Genomic DNA, 26,394 nt, shown 5'->3' with positions numbered 1-26,394 from the left:
AGCGATGAGCCTCGCCGTCCGCGTCATCCCGTGCCTCGACGTCGCCGCCGGGCGCGTGGTCAAGGGTGTCAACTTCCAGAACCTCCGCGACGCCGGCGACCCGGTCGAGCTCGCCCGGCTCTACTTCGAGCAGGGCGCCGACGAGCTGACCTTCCTCGACGTGACCGCGACGGTCGACGACCGCTCCACCACCTACGACGTGGTCCGCGCGACGGCCGAGCAGGTCTTCATCCCGCTGACGGTCGGCGGCGGCGTGCGCGGCGTCGACGACGTGTCCCGTCTGCTCGCGCACGGCGCCGACAAGGTGGGCGTCAACTCCGCCGCTCTCGCCCGTCCGGCGCTCGTCGGCGAGATCGCCGACGTCTTCGGCGCGCAGGTGCTCGTCCTCTCCCTCGACGTCAAGCGGAGCGGCGCCACGCCGTCCGGGTTCGTCGTCACGACCCACGGCGGTCGCCGCGAGACCACGGTCGACGCCCTCGCATGGGCGGCGGAGGCCGTCGAGCGCGGGGCCGGCGAGCTGCTCGTCAACTCGATCGACGCCGACGGCACCAAGCAGGGCTTCGACCTGGAGCTGGTCGCCGCGATGCGCGAGGTCAGCTCGGTGCCGGTCATAGCCTCCGGAGGCGCCGGTGCCGTCGAGCACTTCGCGCCCGCGATCGAGGCGGGCGCCGACGCGGTGCTGGCGGCCTCGGTCTTCCACAACCGCGAGATGACCATCGGCGACGTGAAGCGCGCCCTCGACGGCGCAGGCCTGGAGATCCGACGATGACCGATCCCGAGCTCGACGCCGTCCTCGACCGCGCGACCTTCGACGCCGCCGGGCTGCTGCCCGCGATCATCCAGCAGCACGACACCCGCGAGGTGCTGATGATGGGCTGGATGGACCGCGAGGCCCTGCGCCGCACGCTCACCGAGGGCCGCGTCACCTTCTGGTCGCGCTCGCGGCAGGAGTACTGGCGCAAGGGCGACACGTCCGGCCACGCCCAGTACGTGCGCGGAGCGGCCCTCGACTGCGACGCCGACGCGCTCCTCGTGCAGGTCGAGCAGATCGGCGCCGCCTGCCACACGGGGGAGCACTCCTGCTTCGACGTCGACCCGCTCGACGCGGTCACCTCCGAGGAGCCGTGAGCGCGCGCCGGCTCAAGTACGGGGCGATCCTCGGGATCGTGCTGCTGGCCGCGCTCGAGCTGACCTCCTCGACGCAGACGTGGTTCGTGCTGACGCTCGCCGGCGCGACCACCGGTCTGGACGTCGTGGGCACGGTGGCGGCTCCCGCGCTCTCGGCGCTCGCGCTCGCCGGTCTCGCGCTCGCGGCGGCCCTGGCCATCGCCGGTCCGGCGTTCCGCATCGTGCTCGGCCTCCTGCAGGTCGTGCTCGGCGGCTCCGTGGTCCTGGCGGCGTCGACGGCCCTCGGCGACCCGGTGCGCGCGGGATCCTCCGTCGTCACGGAGGCGACGGCCATCGCCGGCGAGCAGTCGGTGGCCGCCCTCGTCGGATCCTCGAGCGCGACCGCGTGGCCCGTCGTCGCCCTCGTCGCGGGCGTCCTGACGGCCGTGCTGGGCGTCGGAGTGCTCGCGACCGTGCGCCGCTGGCCGGACGCGCGGAAGAAGAAGCGCGTCTCCCGCTTCGAGCCCGCCGACGGCTACGGGCACGGCGCCTCGACCGTCGAGACGGACGACGGCACGATCGATCCCGTCGTCTCCTGGGACGAGCTCTCCCGGGGCGACGACCCCACGTCGGGACGCTGACGACCCGCCCCGAGCGCGGGGGAGCCCTCGGGCGCGAGCCGCTAGACTCGTGGGGTCCCGATGCACGTCCAGGAGGAGAACCATGAGCACCGAGCACGACGAAGACAGCCACGGCCACTCGCCGGCCGCGTGGACGGCCGTCGTCATCATGCTGGTCGGGTTCACGATCGGCACGATCGCCTTCTGGTTCGACGTCCCGCTCGTCGTGTGGCTCTCCGCCGGTCTCGTGGTCGTCGGACTCCTCGTCGGAATGGGCATGGCCAGGGCCGGCTACGGAGTGAACGGCTCCAAGGCCAACCCGAAGGCGCGCGCCTAGGTGCTGACCGATCTGACCGCCGGCTCCCTGGCCGATGCGGCGAAGCGCCGCGAGACCGTCCCGCTCGCCGAGGTCGAGCGGCGCGCCGCTCTGCGCGCCCCCGCGATCGATGCGCTGGCCGCGCTGGCTCCGGCCGAGCGGGTCCGGATCATCGCCGAGGTGAAGCGGTCCAGCCCGTCCCGCGGCGCCCTCGCCGAGATCCCCGACCCCGCAGCCCTGGCGTCGCAGTACGAGCAGGGCGGAGCGAGCGCGATCAGCGTCCTCACCGAGGAGCGCCGGTTCAAGGGCTCGCTCGCCGATCTCGAGTCGGTCCGCGCGCAGGTGTCGATCCCCGTCCTGCGCAAGGACTTCATCGCGGAGCCCTACCAGGTGCTCGAGGCCCGCGCCGCAGGAGCCGATCTCGTGCTCCTCATCGTCGCGGCGCTCGAGCAGAGCGTCCTGCGCGAGCTCCACGCCCTGATCCTCGATCTCGGCATGACCCCGCTGGTCGAGACCCACTCGGCCGACGAGCTGGAGCGGGCCTCCGACCTCGGCGCCCGCCTCATCGGCGTGAACGCCCGCGACCTGTCCACCTTCGAGCTCGACCGCGACCTCTTCGGCCGCCTCTCCGAGCGCTTCCCCGCCGACGCGGTGAAGGTCGCCGAATCGGCGGTCCTCTCCGCCGACGACGTGGCCCACTACAGGCGCTCCGGCGCCGACGTCGTCCTCGTCGGGGAGGCCCTCGTCACCGGCGGCGACCCCGTTTCCACCCTCGCCAGCTTCCTGGCGCACTGACACCGACTGGCGGTACTGCCATGGCCCTCCGAGACGAGCTCGGCCCCTACTTCGGCGACTTCGGCGGTCGCTACGTCCCCGAATCCCTCGTGGAGGCGCTCGACGAGCTGAGCGCCGAGTACGAGCGCACGAAGGTCGACCCCGAGTTCCACGCGGAGCTCATGGAGCTGCACCGCAGCTACACGGGCCGGCCCTCGATCATCACCGAGGTGCCGCGCTTCGCCGAGCACGCCGGCGGTGCGCGCATCATCCTCAAGCGCGAGGACCTCAACCACACCGGTTCGCACAAGATCAACAACGTGCTCGGCCAGGCCCTCCTGACCAAGCGCATCGGCAAGACCCGCGTGATCGCCGAGACCGGAGCGGGCCAGCACGGCGTCGCCACGGCCACGGCCGCGGCCCTGTTCGGCCTCGAGTGCGTCGTCTACATGGGCGAGGTCGACACCGAGCGCCAGGCGCTCAACGTCGCCCGCATGCGACTGCTCGGCGCCGAGGTCGTCTCGGTGACGACCGGATCGCGCACCCTCAAGGACGCGATCAACGACGCCATGCGCGACTGGGTCACCAACGTCGAGTCGACCAACTACATCTTCGGCACGGTCGCGGGTCCGCACCCGTTCCCCGCCCTCGTGCGCGACTTCCAGAAGATCATCGGCGAGGAGGCGCGCGAGCAGGTCCTCGAGCTCACCGGATCGCTCCCCACGGCCGTCACGGCCTGCGTGGGCGGCGGCTCGAACGCCATGGGCATCTTCCACGCGTTCCTCGACGACCCCGAGGTCCGCCTCGTCGGCTTCGAGGCCGGCGGCGACGGCATCGACACCCCGCGCCACGCGGCGACGATCAGCAAGGGGCGCCCCGGCGTCCTGCACGGCGCGCGCAGCTTCCTCCTCCAGGACGAGGACGGGCAGACCGTCGAGTCGCACTCCATCTCGGCGGGCCTGGACTACCCCGGCGTCGGCCCCGAGCACGCGTGGCTCGCGAGCATCGGCCGCGCCGACTACCGCGCCGTGACCGACGGCGAGGCGATGGACGCGCTCAAGCTCCTCAGCCGCACCGAGGGCATTATCCCCGCGATCGAGTCCGCGCACGCCCTCGCCGGCACCCTGGTGCTCGGGCGCGAGCTGGGACCGGAGGCGACGATCCTCGTCAACCTGTCGGGACGCGGCGACAAGGACATGACGACGGCCGCGCACTACTTCGGCCTCATGGACCAGGGGGCGGTGCAGTCGTGAGCGGAGTAGGACCGAGCGTCGCCGAGACCGTCCGCCGGCGCAACACGGAGGCCGCGGGGGCCCTCATCGGGTACCTCCCCGTGGGCTTCCCCGACCTCGCGACGAGCATCGACGCCGCGGTCGCCATGGCCGAGAACGGCGTCGACGCGATCGAGCTCGGCCTGCCCTACTCCGATCCCGTCATGGACGGGCCGGTGATCCAGCAGGCGACGCAGACCGCGATCGCCGGCGGCTTCAAGCTGCGTCACGGCTTCGAGGCCGTGCGCGAGATCCGCTCCCGCGTCGACGTGCCCGTGCTGGTCATGACCTACTACAACCCCGTGCTGCAGTACGGGGTGGAGCGCTTCGCGACCGACCTCGCCGAGGCGGGCGGGTCGGGCCTCATCACGCCCGACCTCATCCCGGACGAGGGCGCCGAGTGGATCGCCGTCTCCGAGCGCCTGGGTCTCGACCGGGTGTTCCTCGCCGCACCGTCCTCGACCGACGAGCGCCTGCGCCAGGCCGTCTCCTCGAGCCGGGGCTTCGTCTACGCGGTGTCCACCATGGGGATCACGGGAGCGCGCACCGACGTCGACACCGCCGCTCGGACGCTCGTCGACCGCCTCCGCTCCGCCGGGTCCGAGAGCGCCTGCGTCGGCCTCGGCATCTCGACGGGGGAGCAGGTCGCCGAGATCCTCGCCTACGCCGACGGCGCCATCGTCGGCTCCGCCCTGGTGCGCGCTCTCGCGTCCGGAGGAGTCGACGCCGTGCTGGAGACGGCACGCGGTCTGGCCGACGGCACGCGCCTGCGCGCCTGACGGCTCCCACTACAATCGCAGTGCCCGTCGGGGCGCGACGTCGTCGTGCCCGGGGAACCCCTCCGTTCGAAAGGTCGACGTACCGGTGTCCGTACCGCTGAGCATCCCGAGCCCGCCCGAGGCGTGGAGTCAGTACGACTTCACGCTCTTCGAGCGGACCTTCTCGATCCACACCTACGCGCTGTGCATCCTCGCCGGCATCGTCGTCGCGACGATCATGACGAACGCGCGGCTGAAGCGCCGCGGCGCCGAGCCGTGGGTCGTGCTCGACATCATCATCTGGGCGGTCCCGCTGGGCATCGTGGGGGCGCGGATCTACCACGTGCTCACCCACCCGGGCGACTACTTCTACGAGGGCGCGGATCTGCTCCGCACGCTCTACATCTGGGAGGGCGGCAACGCCATCTTCGGCGGGCTGATCGGCGGCGCCGTCGGCGCCTGGATCGGCTGCCGCTGGACCGGGGTCCGCTTCTGGACCTTCGCGGACGCCCTCGCGCCCGGCATGCTCGCCGCCCAGGCCCTCGGCCGACTCGGCAACTGGTTCAACGTCGAGCTCTACGGACTGCCCACGACGCTGCCCTGGGGCCTCGAGGTCCCGACCTCGAACCCCGCCTACCCGGTGGGGCTGCCCGAGGGCACCCTGTTCCACCCGACCTTCCTCTACGAGATCCTCTGGAACGTCGTCGGCATCGCGGTGATCCTGCTGCTCGAGCGCCGCCTGAAGCTGCAGTGGGGCACCGTCTTCGCCGCCTACCTGATCTGGTACGGCGTCGGCCGCGTCTGGTTCGAGTCGATCCGCGTCGACCCGAGCGAGGTCTTCTGGGGCATCCGCACGAACGTCTGGGCCGCGCTGCTCGCCGTCGTGATCGGCCTCGTCCTCGTGATCGTGCAGAAGCGCGAGCACACCGGCGCAGAACCCTCCGCCTACCGCCCCGGCAAGGAGTGGAAGCCGGCCGAGGCTGCGGTAGAATTCGAGGACGTCGAGTCCGACTCGCACGCACCCACCACTGCTGCTTCCGGCGACGACGCCGAGAAGCCGACGGTCTCCCGCACCTGACGGAGGCCGCGGGACCCCCGCGGCCGATGATCCGGTGCCCGACAACCGCACGATCGCACTCCACGGCTCAGCCACAAGCGCTGCCGCGTGTCGTCCGTGCGGTCACGCCGACGGCGCGTGACCCCCACGACACGGCCCTCCCGATCGGGGAGCCGACCCTCCATCACCACCTGCGGGCCAGCGACGTCCCCATCCGCCACAACACTCGTGAGGACGGTTCCTGACATGGCACCCGCCCAGCCCTCGCCCCGCGTCCCCGTCGTGCCGTTCCTCGGCACTCCGCCCGCTCAGGGCATGTACGACCCTGCGGCCGAGAAGGACGCCTGCGGTCTCGCGATGGTCGCCACCATGCGCGGCACCGCCGGGCACGACATCATCGACGCGGCCCTCGACGCCCTGCGCAACCTCGAGCACCGCGGCGCGGTCGGCTCGGACGCGGGCACCGGGGACGGCGCCGGCATCATCACGCAGATCCCGGACGACTTCCTCCGTGCGGTCGCGGCGTTCGAGCTGCCGCCGCTCGGGCAGTACGCCGTCGGCAACGCGTTCCTCCCGGTCGACGTCTTCGAGCGCGAGCGCGTCAAGTCGACGATCGCGGACATCGCCCGCGAGGAGAGCCTCACCGTCGTGGGGTGGCGGTCCGTCCCGGTGCAGCCGGATGAGATCGGCACGCTCGCCCGCGCGGCGATGCCCGCGATCGAGCAGCTCTACGTCCGCAGCGACCTCACCGACGAGACCGGCACCCCGCTCTCCTCCGTGCGCCTGGACCGGCTGACCTTCCGCCTGCGCAAGCGCGTCGAGCGCGAGCTCGAGGTGTACTTCATGTCGCTCTCGAGCCGCACGCTCGTCTACAAGGGCATGGTGACGACCCTCCAGCTCGAGCCGTTCTACCCGGACCTCCAGGACGAGCGCTTCACCTCGAAGCTCGCGCTCGTGCACTCGCGCTACTCGACCAACACGTTCCCGTCGTGGCCGCTCGCGCAGCCGTTCCGGATGATCGCGCACAACGGCGAGATCAACACGGTGCAGGGCAACCGCAACTGGATGCGCGCACGCCAGTCCCAGCTGAAGAGCAAGGAGCTCGGCGACCTCTCGCCGCTGTTCCCGATCGTCTCGCCCGGGCGCAGCGACTCGGCCTCGTTCGACGAGACCGTGGAGCTGCTGAACCTCGCGGGCCGCTCGCTGCCGCACGCGATTATGATGATGGTGCCGGAGGCGTGGGAGAACCAGGCCGCCGCGATCGACCAGAAGCGCCGCGCGTTCTACGAGTACCACTCGATGCTCATGGAGCCGTGGGACGGCCCCGCCGCCATCGTCTTCACCGACGGCGAGCTCGTCGGCGCCACCCTCGACCGCAACGGGCTCCGTCCGGGCCGCTACGTCGTCACCGACGACGGCCTCGTCGTGCTCGCGAGCGAGATCGGCGTGCTCGACATCGACCCCGCGAAGGTCGTCCGCAAGGGCCGTCTCCAGCCGGGCCGCATGTTCCTGGTCGACACCGAGCAGGGACGCATCGTCGAGGACGAGGAGATCAAGGCGCAGCTCGCCGACTCCGGTCCCTTCGAGGAGTGGCTCGACAAGGGCCGCATCAACCTCAGGGACCTCCCCGAGCGCGAGCACATCGTGCACACCCCGGCCTCGGTCACCCGCCGCCAGCGCACCTTCGGCTACACGGAGGAGGAGGTCCGCCTCCTCCTGCTGCCCATGGCGAAGGCCGGCGCGGAGCCGCTGGGTGCGATGGGCTCGGACACCCCGGTGGCCGTGCTGTCCAAGCGCCCGCGTCTGCTCTTCGACTACTTCACCCAGGCGTTCGCCCAGGTGACGAACCCGCCGCTGGACTCCATCCGCGAGGAGGTCGTCACGTCGCTGCGCCTCGGGCTCGGTCCCGAGCTCAACCTGCTCTCGGCCGGTGCCGAGCACGCCCGCCAGGTCGTCCTCGACTTCCCGGTGATCGACAACGACGAGCTCGCGAAGATCCAGCACATCGCACCGCGTCCGCTCAGCCACATCACGACGACGATCCGCGGGCTCTACCGCGTCGACGCCGGTCCGCGTGCGATGCAGGACCGCATCGACGAGATGTGCAGCGAGGCCGACGACGCGATCGCCGCGGGGGCGCAGTTCCTCGTGCTCTCCGACCGGGACTCCACGAAGGACCTCGCTCCGATCCCGTCCCTGCTGATGCTCGCCGCCGTGCACCACCACCTCATCCGCACCGAGAACCGGATGCGCGTCGGGCTGGTCGTCGAGGCCGGCGACGTCCGCGAGGTGCACCACGTCGCCACGCTGATCGGCTACGGCGCGTCCGCGGTGAACCCCTACCTCGCTATGGAGACCTGCGAGCAGCTCGTGCGCAGCGGCATGCTCTCGGACATCTCGCCCGAGAAGGCCGTCAAGAACGTGATCAAGGCGCTCGGCAAGGGCGTGCTGAAGATCATGTCCAAGATGGGCATCTCGACCGTCTCGAGCTACGCGGGAGCGCAGACCTTCGAGGCCGTCGGGCTGAGCCAGGCCTTCGTCGACCAGTACTTCACCGGCACCGTCTCCAAGCTCGGCGGCATCGGGATCGACGTCGTCGCCGAGGAGAACGCCGCGCGCCACCGCGCCGCGTACCCGGAGGACGGCGCGGTCGTCGCGCACGAGCGCCTCGCCGTCGGCGGCGAGTACCAGTGGCGCCGGGACGGCGCCCCGCACCTCTTCAACCCCGACACCGTCTTCCGCCTGCAGCACTCCACGCGCAACCGCCGCTACGACGTGTTCCGCGAGTACACGAAGATGGTCGACGACCAGGCGAGCTCCCTCATGACGCTGCGCGGCATGTTCTCGCTCGACACGGAGGGGCGGACGCCGGTCCCCATCGACGAGGTCGAGCCGGTCGAGTCGATCGTGAAGCGCTTCTCCACCGGGGCGATGAGCTACGGCTCCATCTCGCCGGAGGCGCACGAGACGCTCGCCATCGCGATGAACCGGCTCGGCGCCAAGTCGAACACCGGCGAGGGCGGCGAGGACACGGAGCGACTGCTCGACCCCGAGCGCCGTTCCGCGATCAAGCAGGTCGCCTCGGGCCGCTTCGGCGTCACGAGCATGTACCTCACCCACGCCGACGACATCCAGATCAAGCTCGCCCAGGGCGCCAAGCCGGGCGAGGGCGGTCAGCTGCCGCCGACGAAGGTGTACCCGTGGATCGCGCGCACCCGCCACGCGACCGCCGGGGTCGGCCTCATCTCGCCGCCCCCGCACCACGACATCTACTCGATCGAGGACCTCAAGCAGCTCATCTTCGATCTCAAGCGCGCGAACCCCTCCGCCCGCATCCACGCCAAGCTGGTCAGCCAGTCCGGCATCGGCGCGGTCGCCGCGGGGACGGCGAAGGCCCTGGCCGACGTCATCCTCGTCTCGGGTCACGACGGCGGCACGGGCGCGAGCCCGGTCAACTCGCTCAAGCACGCGGGCACGCCGTGGGAGCTCGGCCTGGCCGAGACCCAGCAGACCCTCATGCTCAACGGCATGCGCGACCGCGTGGTGGTGCAGGTGGACGGCCAGATGAAGACCGGTCGCGACGTCGTCATCGGCGCGCTGCTCGGAGCGGAGGAGTTCGGATTCGCGACCGCTCCGCTGATCGTCGAGGGCTGCATCATGATGCGCGTCTGCCACCTCGACACCTGCCCCGTCGGCGTCGCCACGCAGAACCCGGAGCTGCGCAAGCGCTTCTCGGGCAAGCCCGAGTTCGTCGTCAACTTCTTCGAGTTCATCGCCCAGGAGGTGCGCGAGTACCTGTCGCAGCTGGGCTACCGGAGCATCGACGAGATCGTCGGGCACCGCGAGCTCCTCGACGTCAACCAGGCGATCGAGCACTGGAAGGCGAGCGGCCTCGACCTCACGCCGATCCTCGTCGGCCCCGTCTTCACGGCCGAGGAGCCCCGTCGCCACGGCCGCGTCCAGGAGCACGAGCTCGAGAAGCACTTCGACAACGAGCTCATCCGCCTCGCGGCGAACGTGCTCGATCACCGCGGCACCGTCCGGATCGAGCGCGAGATCAAGAACACCGAGCGCGCGGTCGGCACCATGCTCGGCCACGAGGTCACGGTGCGCTACGGCGAGAACGGCCTGCCGGCCGACTCCATCGTCGTGTCGCTGCGCGGCTCCGCCGGGCAGTCGCTCGGCGCCTTCCTCCCCGCGGGCATCACCCTGCGGCTCGAGGGCGACTCGAACGACTACGTCGGCAAGGGCCTCTCGGGCGGCCAGATCGTGGTGCGGCCCGACCGCCGCAGCACCTTCGACGCCTCGACGAACGTGATCGCGGGCAACGTCATCGGCTACGGGGCGACCCAGGGCACGATGTTCATCCGGGGCATGGTCGGCGAGCGGTTCCTCGTCCGCAACTCCGGGGCGACGGCGGTCGTCGAGGGCGTGGGCGACCACGCGCTCGAGTACATGACCGGCGGTCTGGCCGTGATCCTCGGCGACACGGGCCGGAACCTCGGCGCGGGCATGTCCGGCGGCACGGCCTACGTGCACGGCCTCCAGCGCGAGCTCGTCAACCGCGACGCCCTCGCCTCCGGAGAGCTCACGCTCTCGGCGCTCGACAGCGCCGATGTCGAGATGCTCCGCGACCTTCTCGAGCGCCACGTCGCCGAGACCGAGTCCACCCTGGCCCAGGGCATGCTCGACGATTTCGACGGAACCGTCTCGCGTTTCGTCAAGGTACTGCCCCGCGACTTCGCCGCGGTGCTCGCGACGCGCGCATCCGCTGTCGAAGAGGGGCTCGACCCCGACGGCGACGTCGTCTGGGGACGGATTCTGGAGGTGACCGGTGGCTGATCCCAAGGGGTTCCTGAAGGTGCAGGACCGGGAGCTGCCCAAGCGGCGCCCCGTCTCCGTGCGGCTGATGGACTGGAAAGAGGTGTACGAGCAGGGCGATTCCGCCGTGCTGCGCCGTCAGGCCGGACGTTGCATGGACTGCGGCATCCCGTTCTGCCACAAGGGCTGCCCGCTCGGGAACCTGATCCCCGAGTGGAACGACCTGATGTGGCGCGGCGAGGGCCGCCAGGCCATCGAGCGCCTGCACGCGACCAACAACTTCCCGGAGTTCACGGGCCGGCTCTGCCCGGCCCCGTGCGAGTCGTCGTGCGTGCTCGGCATCAACCAGCCCGCGGTCACGATCAAGCAGATCGAGGTCTCGATCATCGATCAGGCCTTCGGCAACGACTGGGTGCAGCCGCACCCGCCCGAGCGCCTCACGGGCAAGACCGTCGCGGTCGTCGGCTCCGGCCCCGCCGGGCTCGCCGCCGCTCAGCAGCTGACCCGGGCGGGCCACACGGTCGCGGTGTACGAGCGCGACGACCGCATCGGCGGACTCCTGCGGTACGGCATCCCGGACTTCAAGATGGAGAAGAAGCACCTCGAGCTGCGGCTCAACCAGATGAAGGCCGAGGGCACCCGCTTCCGCGCGGGCGTCGACATCGGCTCGGACATCACCTGGGACGACCTCCGGGCGCGCTACGACGCCGTCGTGGTCGCCACCGGTGCGCTCGTGCCGCGCGATCTCCCGATCCCGGGCCGCGACCTCTCGGGCGTGCACTTCGCGATGGAGTACCTGGTCCAGTCCAACCGCGTGCTCGCCGGCGACACGGTGTTCGAGCAGATCAGCGCCGAGGGCAAGCACGTCGTCGTCCTCGGCGGCGGCGACACCGGAGCCGACTGCATCGGAACGGCCCACCGTCAGAAGGCCGCGTCCGTCACCAACCTCGCGATCGGCAAGCAGCCGCCGTCGGAGCGCCCGGACAGCCAGCCCTGGCCGATGGACCCGACCGTGTTCGAGATCTCGAGCGCCCACGAGGAGGGCGGCGAGCGGATGTTCCTCGCCTCCACCGTGGAGTTCCTCTCGAACGAGGTCGGCGAGGTCCGCGCGGTGCGCGTGGCCGAGACCGAGTACCTCGACGGACGCCGCGTCCCCAAGAGCGGCACCGAGCGCGAGATCCCGGCCGACCTGGTCCTTCTGGCCCTGGGCTTCACCGGCCCGGAGTCGGACCACCTGGCGGGTCAGCTCGCCGTCCCGTTCACGGACCGCGGCAACGTCGACCGCGGCGCGAACTTCGAGACGACCGCCCCCGGCGTGTTCGTCGCGGGCGACGCGGGTCGCGGCCAGTCCCTCATCGTGTGGGCGATCGCCGAGGGCCGCTCCGTCGCGGCCGAGGTCGACCGCTACCTCGAGGGGACCACGCAGCTCCCCGCACCCGTCGGCCCGAACGACCGCGGCTTCACCCTCTAGTCGCGCCGAGGCGATAGTCTCGCGCTGGCAATCCCTGCTCACCCTCCCCGCTAACGACGCGCCTCCGGGCGCAGAACAACGGAGCACCCCCTCAATGAGACGAGCGAAAATCGTCGCCACCCTCGGCCCGGCAACGTCGTCGTACGAGACCATTCGTGCGATCATCGACGCCGGCGTGGACGTGGCCCGCATGAACCTCAGCCACGGCAGCTACGACGTCCACGAGGGCATCTACCGCATCGTCCGCAAGGCGGCAGACGACGCCGGCCGCGCGGTCGCGATCCTGGTCGACCTCCAGGGCCCGAAGATCCGCCTCGGCAAGTTCGAGGGCGGCCCGTACGCCCTCGCCGAGGGCGACGTCTTCACCATCACGACCGAGGACGTCGTCGGCACCAAGGAGCTGTCGGGCACCACGTTCAAGGGCCTGCCCGACGACGTGAACCCGGGCGACATGCTCCTCATCGACGACGGCAAGGTCGCGGTCCGCGTCACGGCCGTCGAGGGCCCCCGCGTCGTCACCGAGGTCGTCGTCCCCGGCAACGTCTCGAACAACAAGGGCATCAACCTGCCCGGCGTCGCGGTGAACGTCCCCGCGCTGTCGCAGAAGGACGAGGACGACCTCCGCTGGGCGATCCGCCTCGGAGCCGACATCATCGCGCTGTCCTTCGTCCGCAACGCCAGCGACATCACCCGCGTGCACGAGATCATGGCGGAGGAGGGCCGCAAGGCCCCGGTCATCGCCAAGATCGAGAAGCCGCAGGCGGTCGACAACCTGCAGGAGATCATCGACGTCTTCGACGGCATCATGGTCGCCCGCGGCGACCTGGGCGTCGAGCTGCCCCTCGAGGCGGTGCCGATCGTGCAGAAGCACGCCGTCGAGCTCGCGCGCCGCTGGGCCAAGCCGGTCATCGTCGCGACCCAGATGCTCGAGTCGATGATCGAGAGCCCGCGCCCCACCCGCGCTGAGGCCTCGGACGTCGCGAACGCGATCCTCGACGGCGCCGACGCGGTCATGCTCTCGGGCGAGACCAGCGTCGGAGCCTGGCCGGTCGTCACCGTCCAGACCATGGCGCGCATCGTCGAGTCGACCGAGGAGCACGGCCTGGAGCGGATCCCCCCGCTCGGCAGCAAGCCGCGCACCCAGGGCGGATCGGTCACGCTGGCCGCCGCCGAGGTCGCCGAGTTCGTCGAGGCGAAGTTCCTCTGCGTCTTCACCGAGTCGGGCGACTCGGTGCGCCGCATGACGCGTCTGCGCCACGGCATCCCGATCATCGGCTTCACGCCGGAGCCCGCGGTCCGACGCCGCATGGCGCTGAACTGGGGCGTCCAGTCCTTCGTGACCCCGCGCGTGAACCACACCGACGCGATGTTCGCGCAGGTCGACGCCGTGCTCCTCAACAAGGGCCTCGCCAAGCCGGGCGAGACGGTCGTCGTCGTCTCCGGATCGCCCCCCGGGCGCGCCGGCACTACGAACGACATGCGCGTGCACGTCGTCGGCTCCTCCAGCTCCGTGGAGCCCGTGGAGAACTGGGACCACTGAGTTCCTGAGAAGGGCCCGGCCGCATCGCGGCCGGGCCCTTTTCGACGTCCCCCTCGTTCCTCGTCGGCCGTCGCGCTGTCGGGCGGTGCTTGTTCGACGTCCTCCTCGTTGCTCGTCGGCCGTCGCGCGGTCGGGGCTCTGCTTGTTCGACGTTCTCCTCGTTCCTCGTCGGCCGTCGCGCGGTCGGCTCGTGCGGGCGGTCGCGGATCGCGGAGCGGGGTGCGTTCCGGGTACGACGATCCGCTCGCACGCGGATCGCCGGTGACCCTGGAAGGGGCTGGGTGGTCGTCCGCGGAACTGCTGGAGCAGGAGTCTGCGCGCCTCTGCTGGTCGAGTAGGCGCGGAGCGCCGTATCGAGACCCACGTCCTTCAGGAGTGCTGCTGGTGAGACGCGTCGTGCGGATGCGGCCGGCGCCCGCTCCGCCGCCTGCTGGTCGAGTAGGCGCGGAGCGCCGTATCGAGACCCACGTCCTTCAGCAGTGCTGCTGGTGAGGCGCGTCGTGCGGATGCGGCCGGCGACCGCTCCGCCTCCTGCTGGTCGAGTAGGCGCGGAGCGCCGTATCGAGACCCGTGTCCTTCAGCAGCGCTGTTGGGGAGACGCGTCGTGCGGAGGGGGCCGGCGCCCGCTCCGCCTCCTGCTGGTCGAGTAGGCGCGGAGCGCCGTATCGAGACCACGTCCTTCAGCAGTGCTGCTGGGAAAACGCGTCGTGCGGAGGGGCCCGGCGACCGCTCCGCCGCCTGCTGGTCGAGTAGGCGCGGAGCGCCGTATCGAGACACGCGTCCACCCGAGTTCCGGGCACCGACCGGGCGGACGTGCGCGGCCGCTTCCAGCGCGGGACCGCGGTTCGGCGCGGCAGGTGAGGCCGGCTGGGGCGGTTCGGGGTGCTCGCCTGCGTCCGGTCCCGCTCTCTGGAGCACGGAACCGAGGGCGGGAACTGCTCCGGGTGCCGCACGGGACCCCGAGCCTTGCGCAGGAGGCGGAGCCGACTCCGTTCGGGGCGGGGCGAGAGGCACCCGCGTGTCCGGCGCCCGCTCGGCGCCGCGCTACCGTGGGCGCATGCGACTCGGCGTGCTCGACATCGGCTCCAACACGGTCCACCTGCTCCTCGTCGACGCCCACCCCGGCGCACGACCGGTGCCGTACCGCTCCCACAAGCGCAGCCTCGCGCTCGTCGCCCACCTCGACGCGCGAGGCGACATCACCGAGGAGGGGCAGCGCGAGCTGATCTCGTTCGTCGCGGAGGCACGGGACGTCGCGCGGGAGCACCGGGCGGAGGACGTCCTCGCCTTCGCCACCTCGGCGATCCGCGAGGCGGGGAACGGGGCCGACGTCCTCGCTCGCGTCCGCGCCGAGACCGGCGTGCACCTCCAGGAGCTCGGTGGAGAGGCGGAGGCCTCGGCGACCTTCCTCGCCGTGCGCCGCTGGTTCGGCTGGGGCGCCGGCTCGATCCTCGACCTCGACATCGGCGGCGGGTCGTTCGAGCTGTCGATGGGCGTGGACGAGGTCCCCGAGCTCGCGCTCTCGGTCCCGCTGGGCGCCGGACGGGTGACGCGCGACCTGCTGCAGGGCGATCCTCCGTCGGCGGTCAGCGTCAGAGCCGCCCGTCGGCACGCCCGCGACGTCCTGGCCGAGCCCGCCCGTGCCTTCCTGGCACTCGGCCGTCCCGACCTGGTCGCCGGGACGTCGAAGACCTTCCGCTCACTCGCCCGCATCACCGGTGCGGCCCCGAGCGCATCCGGTCCGCTCGTCCGCCGCGAGCTGCACCTCGTGGACCTGCGGCTGTGGAGCTCGCGCCTCGCCGCGATCAGCGCGGCCGACCGCTCCGCCCTGCCCGGGGTGTCCGCCCTCCGCGCACCGCAGCTGCTCGCAGGCGCGATCGTCGCCGAGGCGGCCATGGACGCTCTGGGCGTCGAGAAGCTCGTGATCTGCCCCTGGGCGACCCGCGAGGGGCTGATCATCCGCCGGTTCGAGCTCCTCGACGCGCAGCTGCAGCGCGAGGACGCTCAGCTGAGCGCGATGCTGTAGGAGAAGGCGCGCTGCTCGCCCGGAGCCAGGACGAAGTGGCCCGGCTTGTCGAGCACGTCGCCGTCCCAGTCCGCGGGCGTGGGCACGCTGCTCCAGGGCTCGATGCACACGAACGGCGCACCGACCGGCTTCCAGACCCCGACGACGTCGAAGTCGCCCGAGTCGACGGTGAGGGAGCGCGCCCCGTCGGCCTCGAGCGTGAGCACGCGCCGCCGCGGGGTGTCGAAGATCATCACGTCCTCCTCGAACCAGGCGTCGTCGACCGTGAGAGCGCCGGCGTCGAGAGGCGAGGGGAAGCGCGGGGCGGCGATCAGATTGCCGGGCGCGCGCCGGAAGCCCTCCGGCTCCTCCTGCCCGAAGCGGATCCGGTGCTCGCCCGACGCGCCGGGGATCGGCAGCGCGAACGCCGGGTGGTTGCCCACCGAGGCGCTGAGCGGGCCGGTGCCGCGATTCTCGACCGTCTGCGTGATGCGCAGGGACGACCCGGTCACGGCGTACGCGACGAGCAGCGTCCAGTCGAAGGGGAAGACCTCGCGTGTCGCCGCGTCGCTGCGGAGCCGGAACACCGCCTCGTCGCCCGAGACGCCGGCGAGCTCGAAGTCGCGGTCGCGGGCGAAGCCGTGCTGGCCCATGGGATAGTCGACGCCGTCGTGGTGCAGGGTGTCATCCGGCAGTCGTCCGATGATCGGGAACAGGACGGGAGCGTGGCGACGCCACTCGGGACCTGCCTGCCAGAGGTACTCCAGGCCCGCGGCGTCGCGCAGCGAGACCAGCTCGGCGCCGGCCGTGGTGACGGTCACGCGGAGGTCGTCCCCGCCGAGATCGAGGCGGGGGGGGGCTGAGGAGTCGCTCGAGGGCATGCGTCGATTCTCCCCGTCCGGAGCGCTCCGCGGGGGATCGGCGACCGTGTCGGAGGGGCGTGGGAGCATGGGGCGGTGCCTCCCGAACCCCTCCCGTCCTCGTGGCGAGCGCGCGTCGGCGAGCTCAGCGCGGCCGAGGAGCGCCTCGACGCCGTTCCCGGCCCTCTGACGCCCATCGGCCTGCAGTTCGAGCTGCGGCGCCTCGTGCGCCGGGCCGACGACCCGTGGCGGGCGCCGGTGGGCGAGCGAGTGACGGCGAAGGACTACGACCCGGCCGGTCGCGACGACCACCGCCTCGCCGCACGGCCTGTGGTGGCCGGCCGCGGGGGAGCGTGGAACCGCTCCACCCTCACCTGGAAGTCGCTCAACTTCCAGACCCACCGGCTCTCCCTCGATCCCGCCCATCAGCGCTGGTTCGCCGAGTTCGCGGCCCTGCACCGTGCGACGCGCACCGTGCACCTCGGTCAGGACCCGGACTGGATCCAGCTGGACGACTACGAGAGCCCCCTCCTCTGGCGGCTCCTCGAGCAGGCGGGGGCGCTCGGCATCCCGCTGCTGGCGCCGGAGAAGCGGACGGTCCGCCTCGCTCCGGCCGGTCACGTCGCGCTCCTCGCCGCCGACCGCGCAGGAGACGTCGTGCTGCGCCCGGTCCTGCGCTCGGAGGAGGGCGACCGGCCGCTCGAGCACGTCCGCTCCGTCGCGAGGCACGGCGTGTACGTCGTCGACGGCGGCGATCCCTCAGCGCTCGTGCTCTCGCCCGTCACGGCGCCCCTCGACGACGAGGAGCTGCGCCTGCTGCGGCATCCGGAGGAGACGATCGTCCCCGAGGCGGACGTCGCGGAGTTCCACCGCGACCACCTGCCTGCGCTGCGTGCGCGCGTCGCGGTGCGAGCCGACGGTCCCGGCCTCGAGCTCGACGAGCCGGAACCGCCGCGGCTGGTCTGCACGGTGTCGTTCGAGCCCCGGCGGGCGGCCCGCGTCAGCTGGCGCTGGCGGCGCTCCGCCGACCGCGCCGGCGAGATCGACGGTGGCGGGAGCGGAGCACTCGAAGCGGCGATCCTCCGACGGGCGGCCTCAGTACTCGCCGACGCGGGCGCCAAGGTCGTCCCCGACCTCGCCTCCCCGACGCTGCTGCGCGGAGCCGACGCCGCCGTCTTCGTCGTCGAGCACCTGCCGCGCCTCGAGGAGGTCGGGGGAGTGCGCATCGAGCGGGAGGGCGTCCCGCCCGACTACCGCCTCCTGACCGGCGATCTGACGCTCACCGTCACCGCCGTCGACACGGAGGACGCCGACTGGTTCGACCTCGCGGTCGAGGTCAGGATCGGCGACGTCACCGTGCCGTTCCTGCCACTCTTCCGCGCGCTCTCGGCCGGAGGCGACCGCGTCCGGCTCGTCGACCACTCCTACCTCTCGCTCGCCCATCCGGGCCTCGACCGGCTCCGCGAGCTGCTGAACCGCGCCGACCAGCTCGAGGAGTGGGAGACCGGGCCGCGGCTCGGCCGGCACCAGACCGGGCTGTGGGACGAGCTCGAGGAGCTCGCCGACGACACCGTCGCCTCCGACGCCTGGAGGCGCGTGCTCGAGCAGGCCCTGGCGGCCGGAGCGCCCGTCCCCGTGCCGGCACCCTCTGGCCTGCGAGCCGAGCTCCGCCCCTACCAGGAGGCCGGGTACTCCTGGCTCGTCCACCGCCGCCGGAACGGTCTGGGCGGCGTCCTGGCCGACGACATGGGGCTCGGCAAGACGCTCCAGGCGCTCGCGATGATCCTCGAGGCGCTCGAGCAGGCACAGGCGGCGGGGGAGCGCCTCACGCCGTTCCTCGTGGTCGCTCCGACCTCCGTCGTGCCCGGCTGGGCGTCCGAGGCGGCCCGCTTCACGCCCGATCTGCGGGTGCACACCGTGTCGAGCACCCGGGCCGGTCTCGCCGGGATCCCCGACGACGTCGACGTGGTGCTCACCAGCTACGCCGTCCTCCGGCTCGCCGCCGAGGAGTGGTCGACCCGGTCCTGGTCGGCCCTGATCCTCGACGAGGCCCAGTTCGTCAAGAACTCCTCGTCGCAGACGCACCGGGCGGCCCGCTCGATCGCCGCGCCGATCACGCTCGCGCTGACGGGCACGCCGCTCGAGAACTCCCTCGACGAGCTCTGGGCGATCCTCGCGCTCACGGCCCCGGGCCTGCTTCCTCCGCTGCGCCGGTTCCAGGAGGAGTACACCCGGCCGATCCAGCACGCCCAGGCACCGGTCGGCATCGTCTCACCCGATCTCTCCGAGGGCCGCACCCTCTCGCAGGAGGAGGGGGCCGGACGCCGTCTCGACCGCCTCCGCCGGCGCATCCGGCCGTTCCTGCTGCGGCGGACCAAGGAGGCGGTCGCGCCGGAGCTCCCCGAGAAGCAGGAGCAGACGATCGAGGTCGCTCTCGCCCCAGCGCACCGGGTCCTCTACGACGGGTACCTGCAGCGCGAGCGGAGGAAGCTGCTCGGGCTGGTCGAGGACCTCGACCGGCAGCGCTTCACCGTGTTCCGCTCGCTCACCCTGCTGCGCCTGCTGGCCCTGGACGCCTCCCTCGTCGATCCGTCCTACCGCCACGTCCCCTCGGCCAAGCTCGACGCGCTCGTGGAGCACCTGGACGACGTCCTCGCCGAGGGGCGCCGCGCCCTCGTCTTCAGCACCTTCACCTCCTACCTCGAGCGCGCGGCGGAGCGGCTGCGCGCCAGGGGCGTCCCGTTCGTGCAGCTCGACGGCTCGACGCGCGACCGGGCCGGGGTGATCGACGCGTTCCGCTCGGGCGACGCTCCGGTGTTCCTGATCAGCCTGAAGGCGGGCGGGACCGGGCTCACCCTCACCGAGGCGGACCACGTCTTCATCCTCGATCCCTGGTGGAACCCCGCCGCCGAGGCGCAGGCGGTCGACCGGGCGCACCGCATCGGGCAGGAGCGCCGTGTCAACGTGTACCGCCTCGTGGCCAGCGACACGATCGAGGAGAAGATCGTGCGACTGAAGGAGCGCAAGGCCCGCCTGGGGGCGGCGACTCTCGACGACGGCGAGCTGTTCGCGCAGGCGCTCACCGCGGACGACGTGCGCGAGCTGCTGGCGGAGTGACCCCGCGCCTGACCGGCAGGTGGCGCGTGATCGGCCCGCCCCGGAGGACGGCCGGCCCGCCCCGGAGGGGGGACAGACAGCCCCGGCACAGGATGCGCGCGCACACTGACCCGATGAGCCCTCGCCGACCCCGCCCCCGACCGGACTGGGTCCTCGCGCTGGAGCAGGGCGAGGGTCCCGGCCTCTTCGGCCCCGGCAGCGCGGTCTGGGCCGTCAACGGCGCGATGCCCACGATGATCGCGGGGGTCCGCGCCCTGCTGATGCAGACCCTGCACGCGGGCGCCATGGCCGGTGTGCACGACCACTCCCGCTACCGCGAGGACCCGATGGGCCGCCTCGACAACACGGTGCGCTGGGTGCTGACGACCAGCTTCGGCGATCGCGCCGCCGCTGCCGGAGCCGCCCGCTGGGTGACCGGCGTCCACGGGCGGATCACGGGCACGTACGAGGACGCCGCCGGCTCCGAGCGACCCTACTCCGCGCAGGATCCGCGTCTGCTGCTCTGGGTGCACGACGCCTTCACCGACGCGTTCCTCGGCACGCACGCGATCTGGGGCGGTCCGATCCCCGGCGGACCCGACGCCTACGTCCGCGAGTGGGCCGAGTCCGGTCGGCTCCTGGGGGTCCCGAACCCGCCCGAGAGCGTCGCGGAGCTGCGGGCGCAGCTGGACGGCTTCGCCTCGGAGCTCAAGCCCGACGCGCGGGTCCGTGAAGCCGTCGGGTTCCTGCGCGCGGTCCGCCTCCCCGGCGAGGCCGGTCTCGTGTACCCGCTCCTCTTCGCCGGCGCCGTCGCATCGCTGCGTCCGGAGATCCGACGCCTCCTGGGGCTGCGCCGCCCCTGGTGGCCCGCGATCACGGCGAACCGGCTCCTGATGCGCGGCCTCGAGTCGTACCTCGGCTCCGTCTCGCCCAGCGAACGGGCGGCGCGCGCCCGCCTCGACCGCTCGCAGGCCGACCGGCTGCCCTGATCGACGTCTTCGACCCGACTCCCGAACACCTGTCCGGGAAGTGGTAGACTGTCGTCGATGACTTCCGCTCGCGTCGCCTCCCTGCACGGAGCGGGTCCCTCCTCGACGCCCACCTCGGCCGATCCGCGCGCGCGGCGCACCCGCCGCCGCGTCTTCGACGCCGTCGAGCGCCTCGTGATGCACGACGGCGAGGAGCGCACCGAGGGCATCGCCGTCAGCGACATCGTCCGCGAGGCCGGCATCAGCCGCAGCTCCTTCTACGCGCACTTCGAGGACGCGGCCGCCGTCGCCTCCGCCCTGCTGCGCGAGGACCTGGTCGTCGCCGAGGTCGCCGAGGGCGACGCCGAGGACCGCAGCGGAGCGACGGCTCTGCGCCGCGGCTACGCGCGGCTCGTCGAGCGGCTCGTCGACCGCCATGCGTTCCACGCACGGCTGCGCGCCCGCGCCTCGGCGCGCGTCGCCTCCGACGACGCGGTGCTCGGCACCGTCCTGGCCCTGCACCGCGAGGTCCTCGCCCGGGTGGACGTCCCCGCGAGCGTCGATCCGGAGCTGACCGCGACCTTCGCCGCCGGCGGAGTGCTCGCCGTCGTCGGAGCGTGGCTCGCCGGCTCCCTCGACGGCACCGACGAGGAGCTCGTCGAGCAGCTCGTCGCCCTCCTTCCTCCGTGGCTGGCCGATGCGCCGCTCGGATCCCCTGTTCCTCCCACTGAAGGCCCCACGATGAAAGGCACGACATGATGACATTCGAGGTCGGCGAGACCCTGGTCTACCCGCACCACGGAGCGGTGACGATCACCGGGCTCGAGAAGCGCTCGGTCAAGGGCGTCGAGAAGACGTTCATGACGATGAACGTGCACACCAGCGAGCTCACGATCACCCTGCCCGTCGAGAACGCCGAGCTCGTCGGCGTCCGCGAGATCATCGACGACGCCGGTGTCCAGGCCGTCTACGACGTCCTGCGCAGCGATGTCGCGGAGGAGGCCAGCAACTGGTCCCGCCGCTTCAAGGCCAACCAGGAGAAGATGGCCAGCGGCAGCGTCTACCGCGTCAGCGAGGTCGTCCGCGACCTGTGGCGCCGCGAGCAGGCCGGCGGAGTCTCGGCGGGCGAGAAGCGCATGCTGCTGAAGGCCCGTCAGATCCTGGTGTCCGAGCTGTCGCTCGCGCTCAAGGGCACCGACGAGGAGGCCTCGGCCAAGCTCGACGAGGTCCTCGCCTCGGCGATCTGATCCGACGCCGCGGCGTGACCGGTCATTCGGTCCGGCACGCCGCGGCCACCCGCCGGGCGACCTCGTCCTGGTCGGCGCTCCCGTCGACCCGCACGAGCAGCCCCGCCTCGGCGTAGACCCCCTCGAGCGGTGCCGTCTCCTGCTCGTAGACCGAGATCCGGTGACGGATCACCTCGGCGTCGTCGTCGGCCCTCTTCTGCTGGGCGGCGCGCGAGAGCAGCCGGCCCACCACCGTCTCGGTGGCGGCGGTCAGCAGCACCACCCGCGCGAGCTCCGCACCGCGCTCCTCGAGCATCCGGTCCAGCTCGCCGACCTGCGCGAGCGTGCGGGGATAGCCGTCGAGGATGAAGCCGTCGTGAGCGTCGGGCTCGTCCAGCCGTTCGGCGACCAGGGTGTTCGTGATCTCGTCCGGCACGTACTGACCGGCTTCGACGATCGTCCGCAGGCGTCTGCCGAGGTCGGTCCCATCGGCGACGTGCGCGCGGAACAGCTCTCCCGTCGAGATCGCCGGCACGCCGAGCGAGTCGGCCAGGATCGCCGCCTGCGTACCCTTGCCCACGCCGGGCGGCCCCATCATGATGACGCGCATCGCTCGTCCTCCCTCGGTGTCGTCAGGCGATCGTAGCCGGGCCTGCGGACCGGGCTGCGCGATTCGGAGCGCGCGTGCCACCCGTTCTAGGCTGGTGGCGATGCACGGAGGAGGCGCATGACGGACGCGACGCAGGCGACCCGGGCGGCCGCCCGGCTCACCGAGGTGCTGGCCTCGGCGGTCGCCGAGCTCGTGGAGCGCGGAGCCGAGGACCAGGCTCTGGCCGAGCTGCGGCGCCCGAGGGCGATCCTCGGCTTCCGCCGCGCACCGGTGATGGCCCCGGTGACGCGCGCCTGGCGGGTCGGCGTCCTGCTGCTCGATCGCTCCGGCGCGCTCTTCGCCACCGGCTCGGTGACGCGCGCGGTCGCACCGCTGCATGCGAACAACCAGTCGGAGTCGCAGGAGGCGCGCCGCGAGATCCGTCGCGCCGCCTTCGACGGCCCGTTCCGCGAGGGGGAGATCGTCAACTACGGCTGGCGGAGGCTCGCGCTGGACGCCGACGGGCTGCTCGCGGACCCCGAGCCGCTGGCGCTGCGCCACGATGAGGTCATGGTGCGCTGGGCGCCGGGACTCGGCGAGCAGGGACTGATGCCGATCGAGCGCTACCTCTCGGAGCGCATCGATCTGCAGTCCGGCCCCTGAGGGGTCACTCCTCCTCGGCCACCGGGTGGAACCACGGCGGGTAGACCGCGACCCGGGGCGAGGCGGAGCTGCCCTCGAAGAGCGCCTTGACCTTGTTGCGCGTCGTCACCGACGGGACTCCGACGACCGCGATCTCCTCGAGCGGGAAGCGCTCGGGCACGAGCGCCTCGGCGCTGCGGAGCGCGGGCTCGTCGACGAGCAGACGCGCGAAGGTCCGCACCAGGGCGTCGCCCTCGGTGAAGCGGGTGAGGACGTGCGAGGCGTCGCCGTCGCTGAGCACCGGAGCCGAGGCCAGCGACCCGACGAGGACGACGTACTGCGACGCGGTCGTGTCGTGCGCGCGGGGCGACCAGTGCGGAGCGACGCGCTCCCCGCGCAGATCGGCCCAGAGCGCGGCGTCGGGGGAGAGGAAGAAGGGGACGAATCCGGCGACGCTCGCTCCGTCGCGCACCTGCACCGCGCGGCGGTGCTCGCGCGTGGTCTCGGCGCTCACGTCCATCGCGGGGCGCTCGGGCAGCTGCTCGTCGGCGATGATGGCGCCGGCGGCCACGATCGCGGCCAGGTTGTCGATGTGCGTGACGTGGTAGATGCGCTGGGCGGCGATGTCGACCTTGGGCAGCGGCTTCTCGCGGGCCGTGCCCCGTGCCGCCGCTCGCGCGGTGGCCGCGCGGGAGGTCCCGGGAACGCGCGCGGGGGTGCGCGTGCGCCCGGCCGCGGGCTCGGGAGCCTTGGCGGGGGAGCAGACGTCGCAGAGCGCGATGTCGAGGCCGTGGATGCATTCGGTGGGCACGCTGGATCCTTCTGCGCACGGTCTCGGGGGGTCCGGCGCAAGGACGACGTTACGCGACCGCGGGGCCCGCGTGCCGCCCCGGCGGTGATCCGCGGTCGTCGGACGCGGACCCGCCGGGCGTTCGCCGGGTTCTCGGCGACCTCGGGCGGACGGCGCGTAGCGTGGAGGGATGAAGCGCGTACCGCCCGCTGAGGGCCAGGAATCCGTCTGGGACTACCCGAGGCCCCCGCGGGTCGAGCCCACCTCCGAGCACGTGATCGTCCGGCTCGGCGGCGTGGTCGTCGCCGAGAGCCGCGAGGCGCTCCGGGTGCTCGAGACCAGCCATCCGCCCGTCTACTACCTCCCTCGCGACGCGTTCGTCGACGGGGCGCTCGAGCCGGCTCCGGGCCGCAGCATCTGCGAGTTCAAGGGCGCGGCGTCCTACCTGAGCGTGCGAGGGGGCTCGGCGGTCGCCGAGAGCGCCGGCTGGACCTACCCGGAGCCGATGGCGGGCTTCGAGGAGCTGCGCGGCACCGTCGCGCTCTACCCGGGTCGGATGGACTCCTGCACCGTCGACGGCGAGACCGTCCAGCCGCAGCCGGGCGACTTCTACGGCGGCTGGATCCCGTCCCGCGTCGTCGGTCCCTTCAAGGGGGCCCCGGGCACGATGTTCTGGTGATCCGCCCCGTGCGCCGTCAGCGCCGGCTGCGGACCACGTCCACGGCCGCCGCGGCGAGCGCGACCAGCGAGCCCGCGCCGAGCCAGGTGCCGACGGTCGCGGGGTCGAGCACCCCGCCTCCCGAGCCGGGCGACGTCAGGTAGCCCAGCGCGGTGACTCCGCCGACCGCGCCGACCGCGACGAGCAGCGCCTGGCGGACCGCCGCGGCGACCAGGCGCCGCGTCCTGCTGTCGGCGAGGACCCGGATGTTGACCGTGAGCTCTCCGTCCTCGACGGCGGCGCCGATCCGCTCGAGGCGGCGGGGGAGGCGCCGCAGGCCCGGCAGCAGCGCCAGGGCCTCGCCCGCGAGCGTCTCGCGCAGGGCGGTCGGAGCGAGGCGGTCGCGGATCTGCTCGGCGGCGAGCGCCTTCGCCTCGTCGAGCAGGTCGATCTGCGGGACCGACGTTCGGAGGGTGCCCTCGAGCACCGCGGCTCCACGTCCCGCAGCGACCACCTCCGCCGGGACCGCCAGCCCGTACGCGGTGACGACCTTGACGAGGGCGTCCACGGTCGCGACGTCGACGCGCGCACCGGGCCCGAGCTCGAGGGTCAGGAAGGCGCTCAGCTCCCGCCGGAACGCGTCCTCGTCCGCGCCCTCCTCGAGCGAGGCCACGCCCAGCAGGGCGTCCGCGAACGCACGGTTGTCGGACTGCAGGTAGGCGATCAGCAGATCCTGGGCGCGCTCGCGCAGCTCGCGGTCCAGCCGTCCCACGGAGCCGAAGTCGACGAGGGCGGGACGGCCGTCGGGCAGCAGCAGGATGTTCCCGGGGTGCAGATCGGAGTGGTAGACGCCGTCGAGCACCACCTGCCGCACGAAGGCGCGCAGGACCGACCGCAGCGCGGGTTCGAGGACCCGGGGCGACTCCCCGCCCCTCGCGGTCACGGACGTGATCGTCTCGCCCTCGACGAAGTCCATCACCAGCACGCGGTGGTCCGAGAGCTCCTCGACCAGCTCGGGCAGGACCAGCTCGTCGGAGCGGGGTGACCGCGCCTGGACCGCGCGCAGGGCCTGCAGATTCAGGGCCTCGAGGCGGAAGTCGAGCTGGCGGATCAGGTCGGCGCCGTACTGCTCGGCGATCGCGCGCATCCCGAGCTGCCGAGCCTGCGGCGACGCGCGCTCGATCAGCCGCACGGCGCGCAGTGCGACGTCGACGTCGCGGCGCACCTCGGGGGTGATCCCGGGGCGGAGGACCTTCACCGCGACGAGCCGCCCGTCGTGCAGGCGGGCGCGGTGGACCTGGCCGATCGAGGCCGCCGCCACCGGCACCTCCTCGAACGAGGAGAAGACGCGCTCGAGCGGGCCGGAGAACGACGCCTCGAGCTCGGCCCGCACCTCGGGCCACGGGGCCGGCTCCACATCGCGCTGCAGAGCGGAGAGGGCGCTCACCCACTCCTCGGGCAGCAGATCCGATCGGGTGGAGAGCAGCTGGCCGAGCTTGACGAAGGCACCGCCCGCCTCCTCGAGAGCGCTGCGGAGACCCTCCGCCTGCTCGCGGCGCAGCGACGAGCGGGACGGATCGGTGCCGAAGTCCAGATCCGTCCAGGGGAGCAGGCCGTTGCGCCGCGCGAGCCGCACCAGCTCGACGAAGCGCCGACCCCGACCGACGGCCGGCTTCGCAGGCTCCCTGCCCCGCTCCGCCGCCAGCCCGAGAGTGGGGACCGTGATCCCTCGTGCGCCTGCCATGTGTCCGCCCTCCGGCGCCGACGGCACCGCCGACAGCCTGGCGCAGAGCGGTGGGGCGGTGCTGTGAGCGTCACGCCGGGT

The 26,394-nt window shown here is 72.4% G+C and carries 22 protein-coding genes; 18 read left to right on the top strand and 4 right to left on the bottom strand.

Annotation, left to right across the window (positions count from 1 at the left end):
- Positions 1-4 precede the first annotated feature (4 nt).
- The 12 genes from hisF to NB037_RS00390 all read left to right on the top strand — a co-directional run bounded on the left by hisF (position 5) and on the right by NB037_RS00390 (position 15,761).
- Positions 5-769 carry an imidazole glycerol phosphate synthase subunit HisF gene (gene hisF, locus NB037_RS00445; RefSeq protein WP_251942594.1) on the top strand — a complete coding sequence of 255 codons (765 nt, stop codon included), beginning with the start codon at positions 5-7 and terminating at the stop codon, positions 767-769.
- Positions 766-1,128, top strand: a complete 363-nt coding sequence (hisI, locus tag NB037_RS00440) for a phosphoribosyl-AMP cyclohydrolase (protein ID WP_251942592.1) — start codon at positions 766-768, stop codon at positions 1,126-1,128. The genes hisF and hisI overlap by 4 nt, the downstream gene beginning before the upstream one ends.
- Complete coding sequence (locus NB037_RS00435) at positions 1,125-1,748, top strand: Trp biosynthesis-associated membrane protein (RefSeq protein WP_251942590.1); 624 nt, start codon at positions 1,125-1,127, stop codon at positions 1,746-1,748. Before hisI ends, NB037_RS00435 begins: the two co-directional genes overlap by 4 nt.
- An 82-nt stretch (positions 1,749-1,830) precedes the next feature.
- Positions 1,831-2,064 carry a DUF6704 family protein gene (locus tag NB037_RS00430; protein ID WP_251942589.1) on the top strand — a complete coding sequence of 78 codons (234 nt, stop codon included), beginning with the start codon at positions 1,831-1,833 and terminating at the stop codon, positions 2,062-2,064.
- Entirely contained in the window at positions 2,065-2,838 is a 774-nt protein-coding gene (gene trpC / locus NB037_RS00425; protein WP_251942587.1) for an indole-3-glycerol phosphate synthase TrpC, read from the top strand.
- Between the two features lie 20 nt (positions 2,839-2,858).
- Complete coding sequence (gene trpB / locus NB037_RS00420; protein WP_251942584.1) at positions 2,859-4,070, top strand: tryptophan synthase subunit beta; 1,212 nt, start codon at positions 2,859-2,861, stop codon at positions 4,068-4,070.
- Positions 4,067-4,867 (top strand): tryptophan synthase subunit alpha, encoded by an 801-nt coding sequence (gene trpA / locus NB037_RS00415; protein WP_251942582.1) that lies wholly within the window; start codon positions 4,067-4,069, stop codon positions 4,865-4,867. Before trpB ends, trpA begins: the two co-directional genes overlap by 4 nt.
- Positions 4,868-4,952: 85 nt before the next feature.
- Positions 4,953-5,924, top strand: a complete 972-nt coding sequence (gene lgt / locus NB037_RS00410) for a prolipoprotein diacylglyceryl transferase (RefSeq protein ID WP_251942580.1) — start codon at positions 4,953-4,955, stop codon at positions 5,922-5,924.
- 225 nt (positions 5,925-6,149) lie between these two features.
- Positions 6,150-10,745, top strand: a complete 4,596-nt coding sequence (gene gltB / locus NB037_RS00405) for a glutamate synthase large subunit (protein WP_372490658.1) — start codon at positions 6,150-6,152, stop codon at positions 10,743-10,745.
- Entirely contained in the window at positions 10,738-12,195 is a 1,458-nt protein-coding gene (locus NB037_RS00400) for a glutamate synthase subunit beta (RefSeq protein ID WP_251942579.1), read from the top strand. The genes gltB and NB037_RS00400 overlap by 8 nt, the downstream gene beginning before the upstream one ends.
- Positions 12,196-12,289: 94 nt before the next feature.
- Entirely contained in the window at positions 12,290-13,735 is a 1,446-nt protein-coding gene (gene pyk, locus NB037_RS00395) for a pyruvate kinase (protein ID WP_056867201.1), read from the top strand.
- A gap of 1,057 nt (positions 13,736-14,792) precedes the next feature.
- A complete protein-coding gene (locus NB037_RS00390) occupies positions 14,793-15,761 on the top strand; it encodes a Ppx/GppA family phosphatase (RefSeq protein WP_251942577.1) in 969 nt (322 codons plus the stop codon).
- Here the strand turns inward: NB037_RS00390 and NB037_RS00385 are convergent.
- Positions 15,740-16,621, bottom strand: coding sequence for an aldose 1-epimerase family protein (locus NB037_RS00385; RefSeq protein WP_279308435.1), 882 nt, complete (start codon positions 16,619-16,621; stop codon positions 15,740-15,742). The genes NB037_RS00390 and NB037_RS00385 overlap by 22 nt on opposite strands.
- 75 nt (positions 16,622-16,696) lie before the next feature.
- Between NB037_RS00385 and NB037_RS19755 the strand changes: the two genes are divergently transcribed.
- From NB037_RS19755 to NB037_RS00365, 4 genes are all read left to right on the top strand, one after another.
- Entirely contained in the window at positions 16,697-19,717 is a 3,021-nt protein-coding gene (locus NB037_RS19755) for a DEAD/DEAH box helicase (protein ID WP_251942573.1), read from the top strand.
- Positions 19,718-19,830: 113 nt separating this feature from the next.
- Complete coding sequence (locus NB037_RS00375; RefSeq protein WP_251942571.1) at positions 19,831-20,685, top strand: oxygenase MpaB family protein; 855 nt, start codon at positions 19,831-19,833, stop codon at positions 20,683-20,685.
- A gap of 57 nt (positions 20,686-20,742) precedes the next feature.
- Positions 20,743-21,423, top strand: a complete 681-nt coding sequence (locus NB037_RS00370) for a TetR/AcrR family transcriptional regulator (RefSeq protein WP_251942569.1) — start codon at positions 20,743-20,745, stop codon at positions 21,421-21,423.
- Positions 21,423-21,911: a CarD family transcriptional regulator gene (locus tag NB037_RS00365; protein WP_068257183.1), complete on the top strand. Its 489-nt coding sequence runs from the start codon at positions 21,423-21,425 to the stop codon at positions 21,909-21,911. Before NB037_RS00370 ends, NB037_RS00365 begins: the two co-directional genes overlap by 1 nt.
- Before the next feature lie 22 nt (positions 21,912-21,933).
- Here NB037_RS00365 and NB037_RS00360 read toward each other — a convergent pair whose 3' ends face one another.
- Positions 21,934-22,500 (bottom strand): adenylate kinase, encoded by a 567-nt coding sequence (locus tag NB037_RS00360; protein WP_251942567.1) that lies wholly within the window; start codon positions 22,498-22,500, stop codon positions 21,934-21,936.
- Positions 22,501-22,617: 117 nt separating this feature from the next.
- On the opposite strand from NB037_RS00360, the gene NB037_RS00355 reads away from it, so the two are divergent.
- Positions 22,618-23,142 carry a hypothetical protein gene (locus tag NB037_RS00355; protein WP_251942565.1) on the top strand — a complete coding sequence of 175 codons (525 nt, stop codon included), beginning with the start codon at positions 22,618-22,620 and terminating at the stop codon, positions 23,140-23,142.
- A 4-nt stretch (positions 23,143-23,146) separates the two neighbouring features.
- Here the strand turns inward: NB037_RS00355 and NB037_RS00350 are convergent, their stop codons facing one another.
- Positions 23,147-23,932, bottom strand: coding sequence for a DarT ssDNA thymidine ADP-ribosyltransferase family protein (locus NB037_RS00350; RefSeq protein WP_251942563.1), 786 nt, complete (start codon positions 23,930-23,932; stop codon positions 23,147-23,149).
- A 169-nt stretch (positions 23,933-24,101) separates the two neighbouring features.
- Between NB037_RS00350 and NB037_RS00345 the strand changes: the two genes are divergently transcribed.
- Positions 24,102-24,590 (top strand): DUF427 domain-containing protein, encoded by a 489-nt coding sequence (locus NB037_RS00345; RefSeq protein WP_251942561.1) that lies wholly within the window; start codon positions 24,102-24,104, stop codon positions 24,588-24,590.
- Between the two features lie 16 nt (positions 24,591-24,606).
- Here the strand turns inward: NB037_RS00345 and NB037_RS00340 are convergent, their stop codons facing one another.
- A complete protein-coding gene (locus NB037_RS00340; protein ID WP_251942559.1) occupies positions 24,607-26,313 on the bottom strand; it encodes an ABC1 kinase family protein in 1,707 nt (568 codons plus the stop codon).
- Positions 26,314-26,394: the final 81 nt, after the last annotated feature.

Source organism: Rathayibacter rubneri (assembly GCF_023743255.1).
GTDB lineage: Bacteria > Actinomycetota > Actinomycetes > Actinomycetales > Microbacteriaceae > Rathayibacter > Rathayibacter rubneri.
Note: the sequence above shows the minus strand (reverse complement) of the source record. Positions and strands in the feature narration are given on the sequence as shown.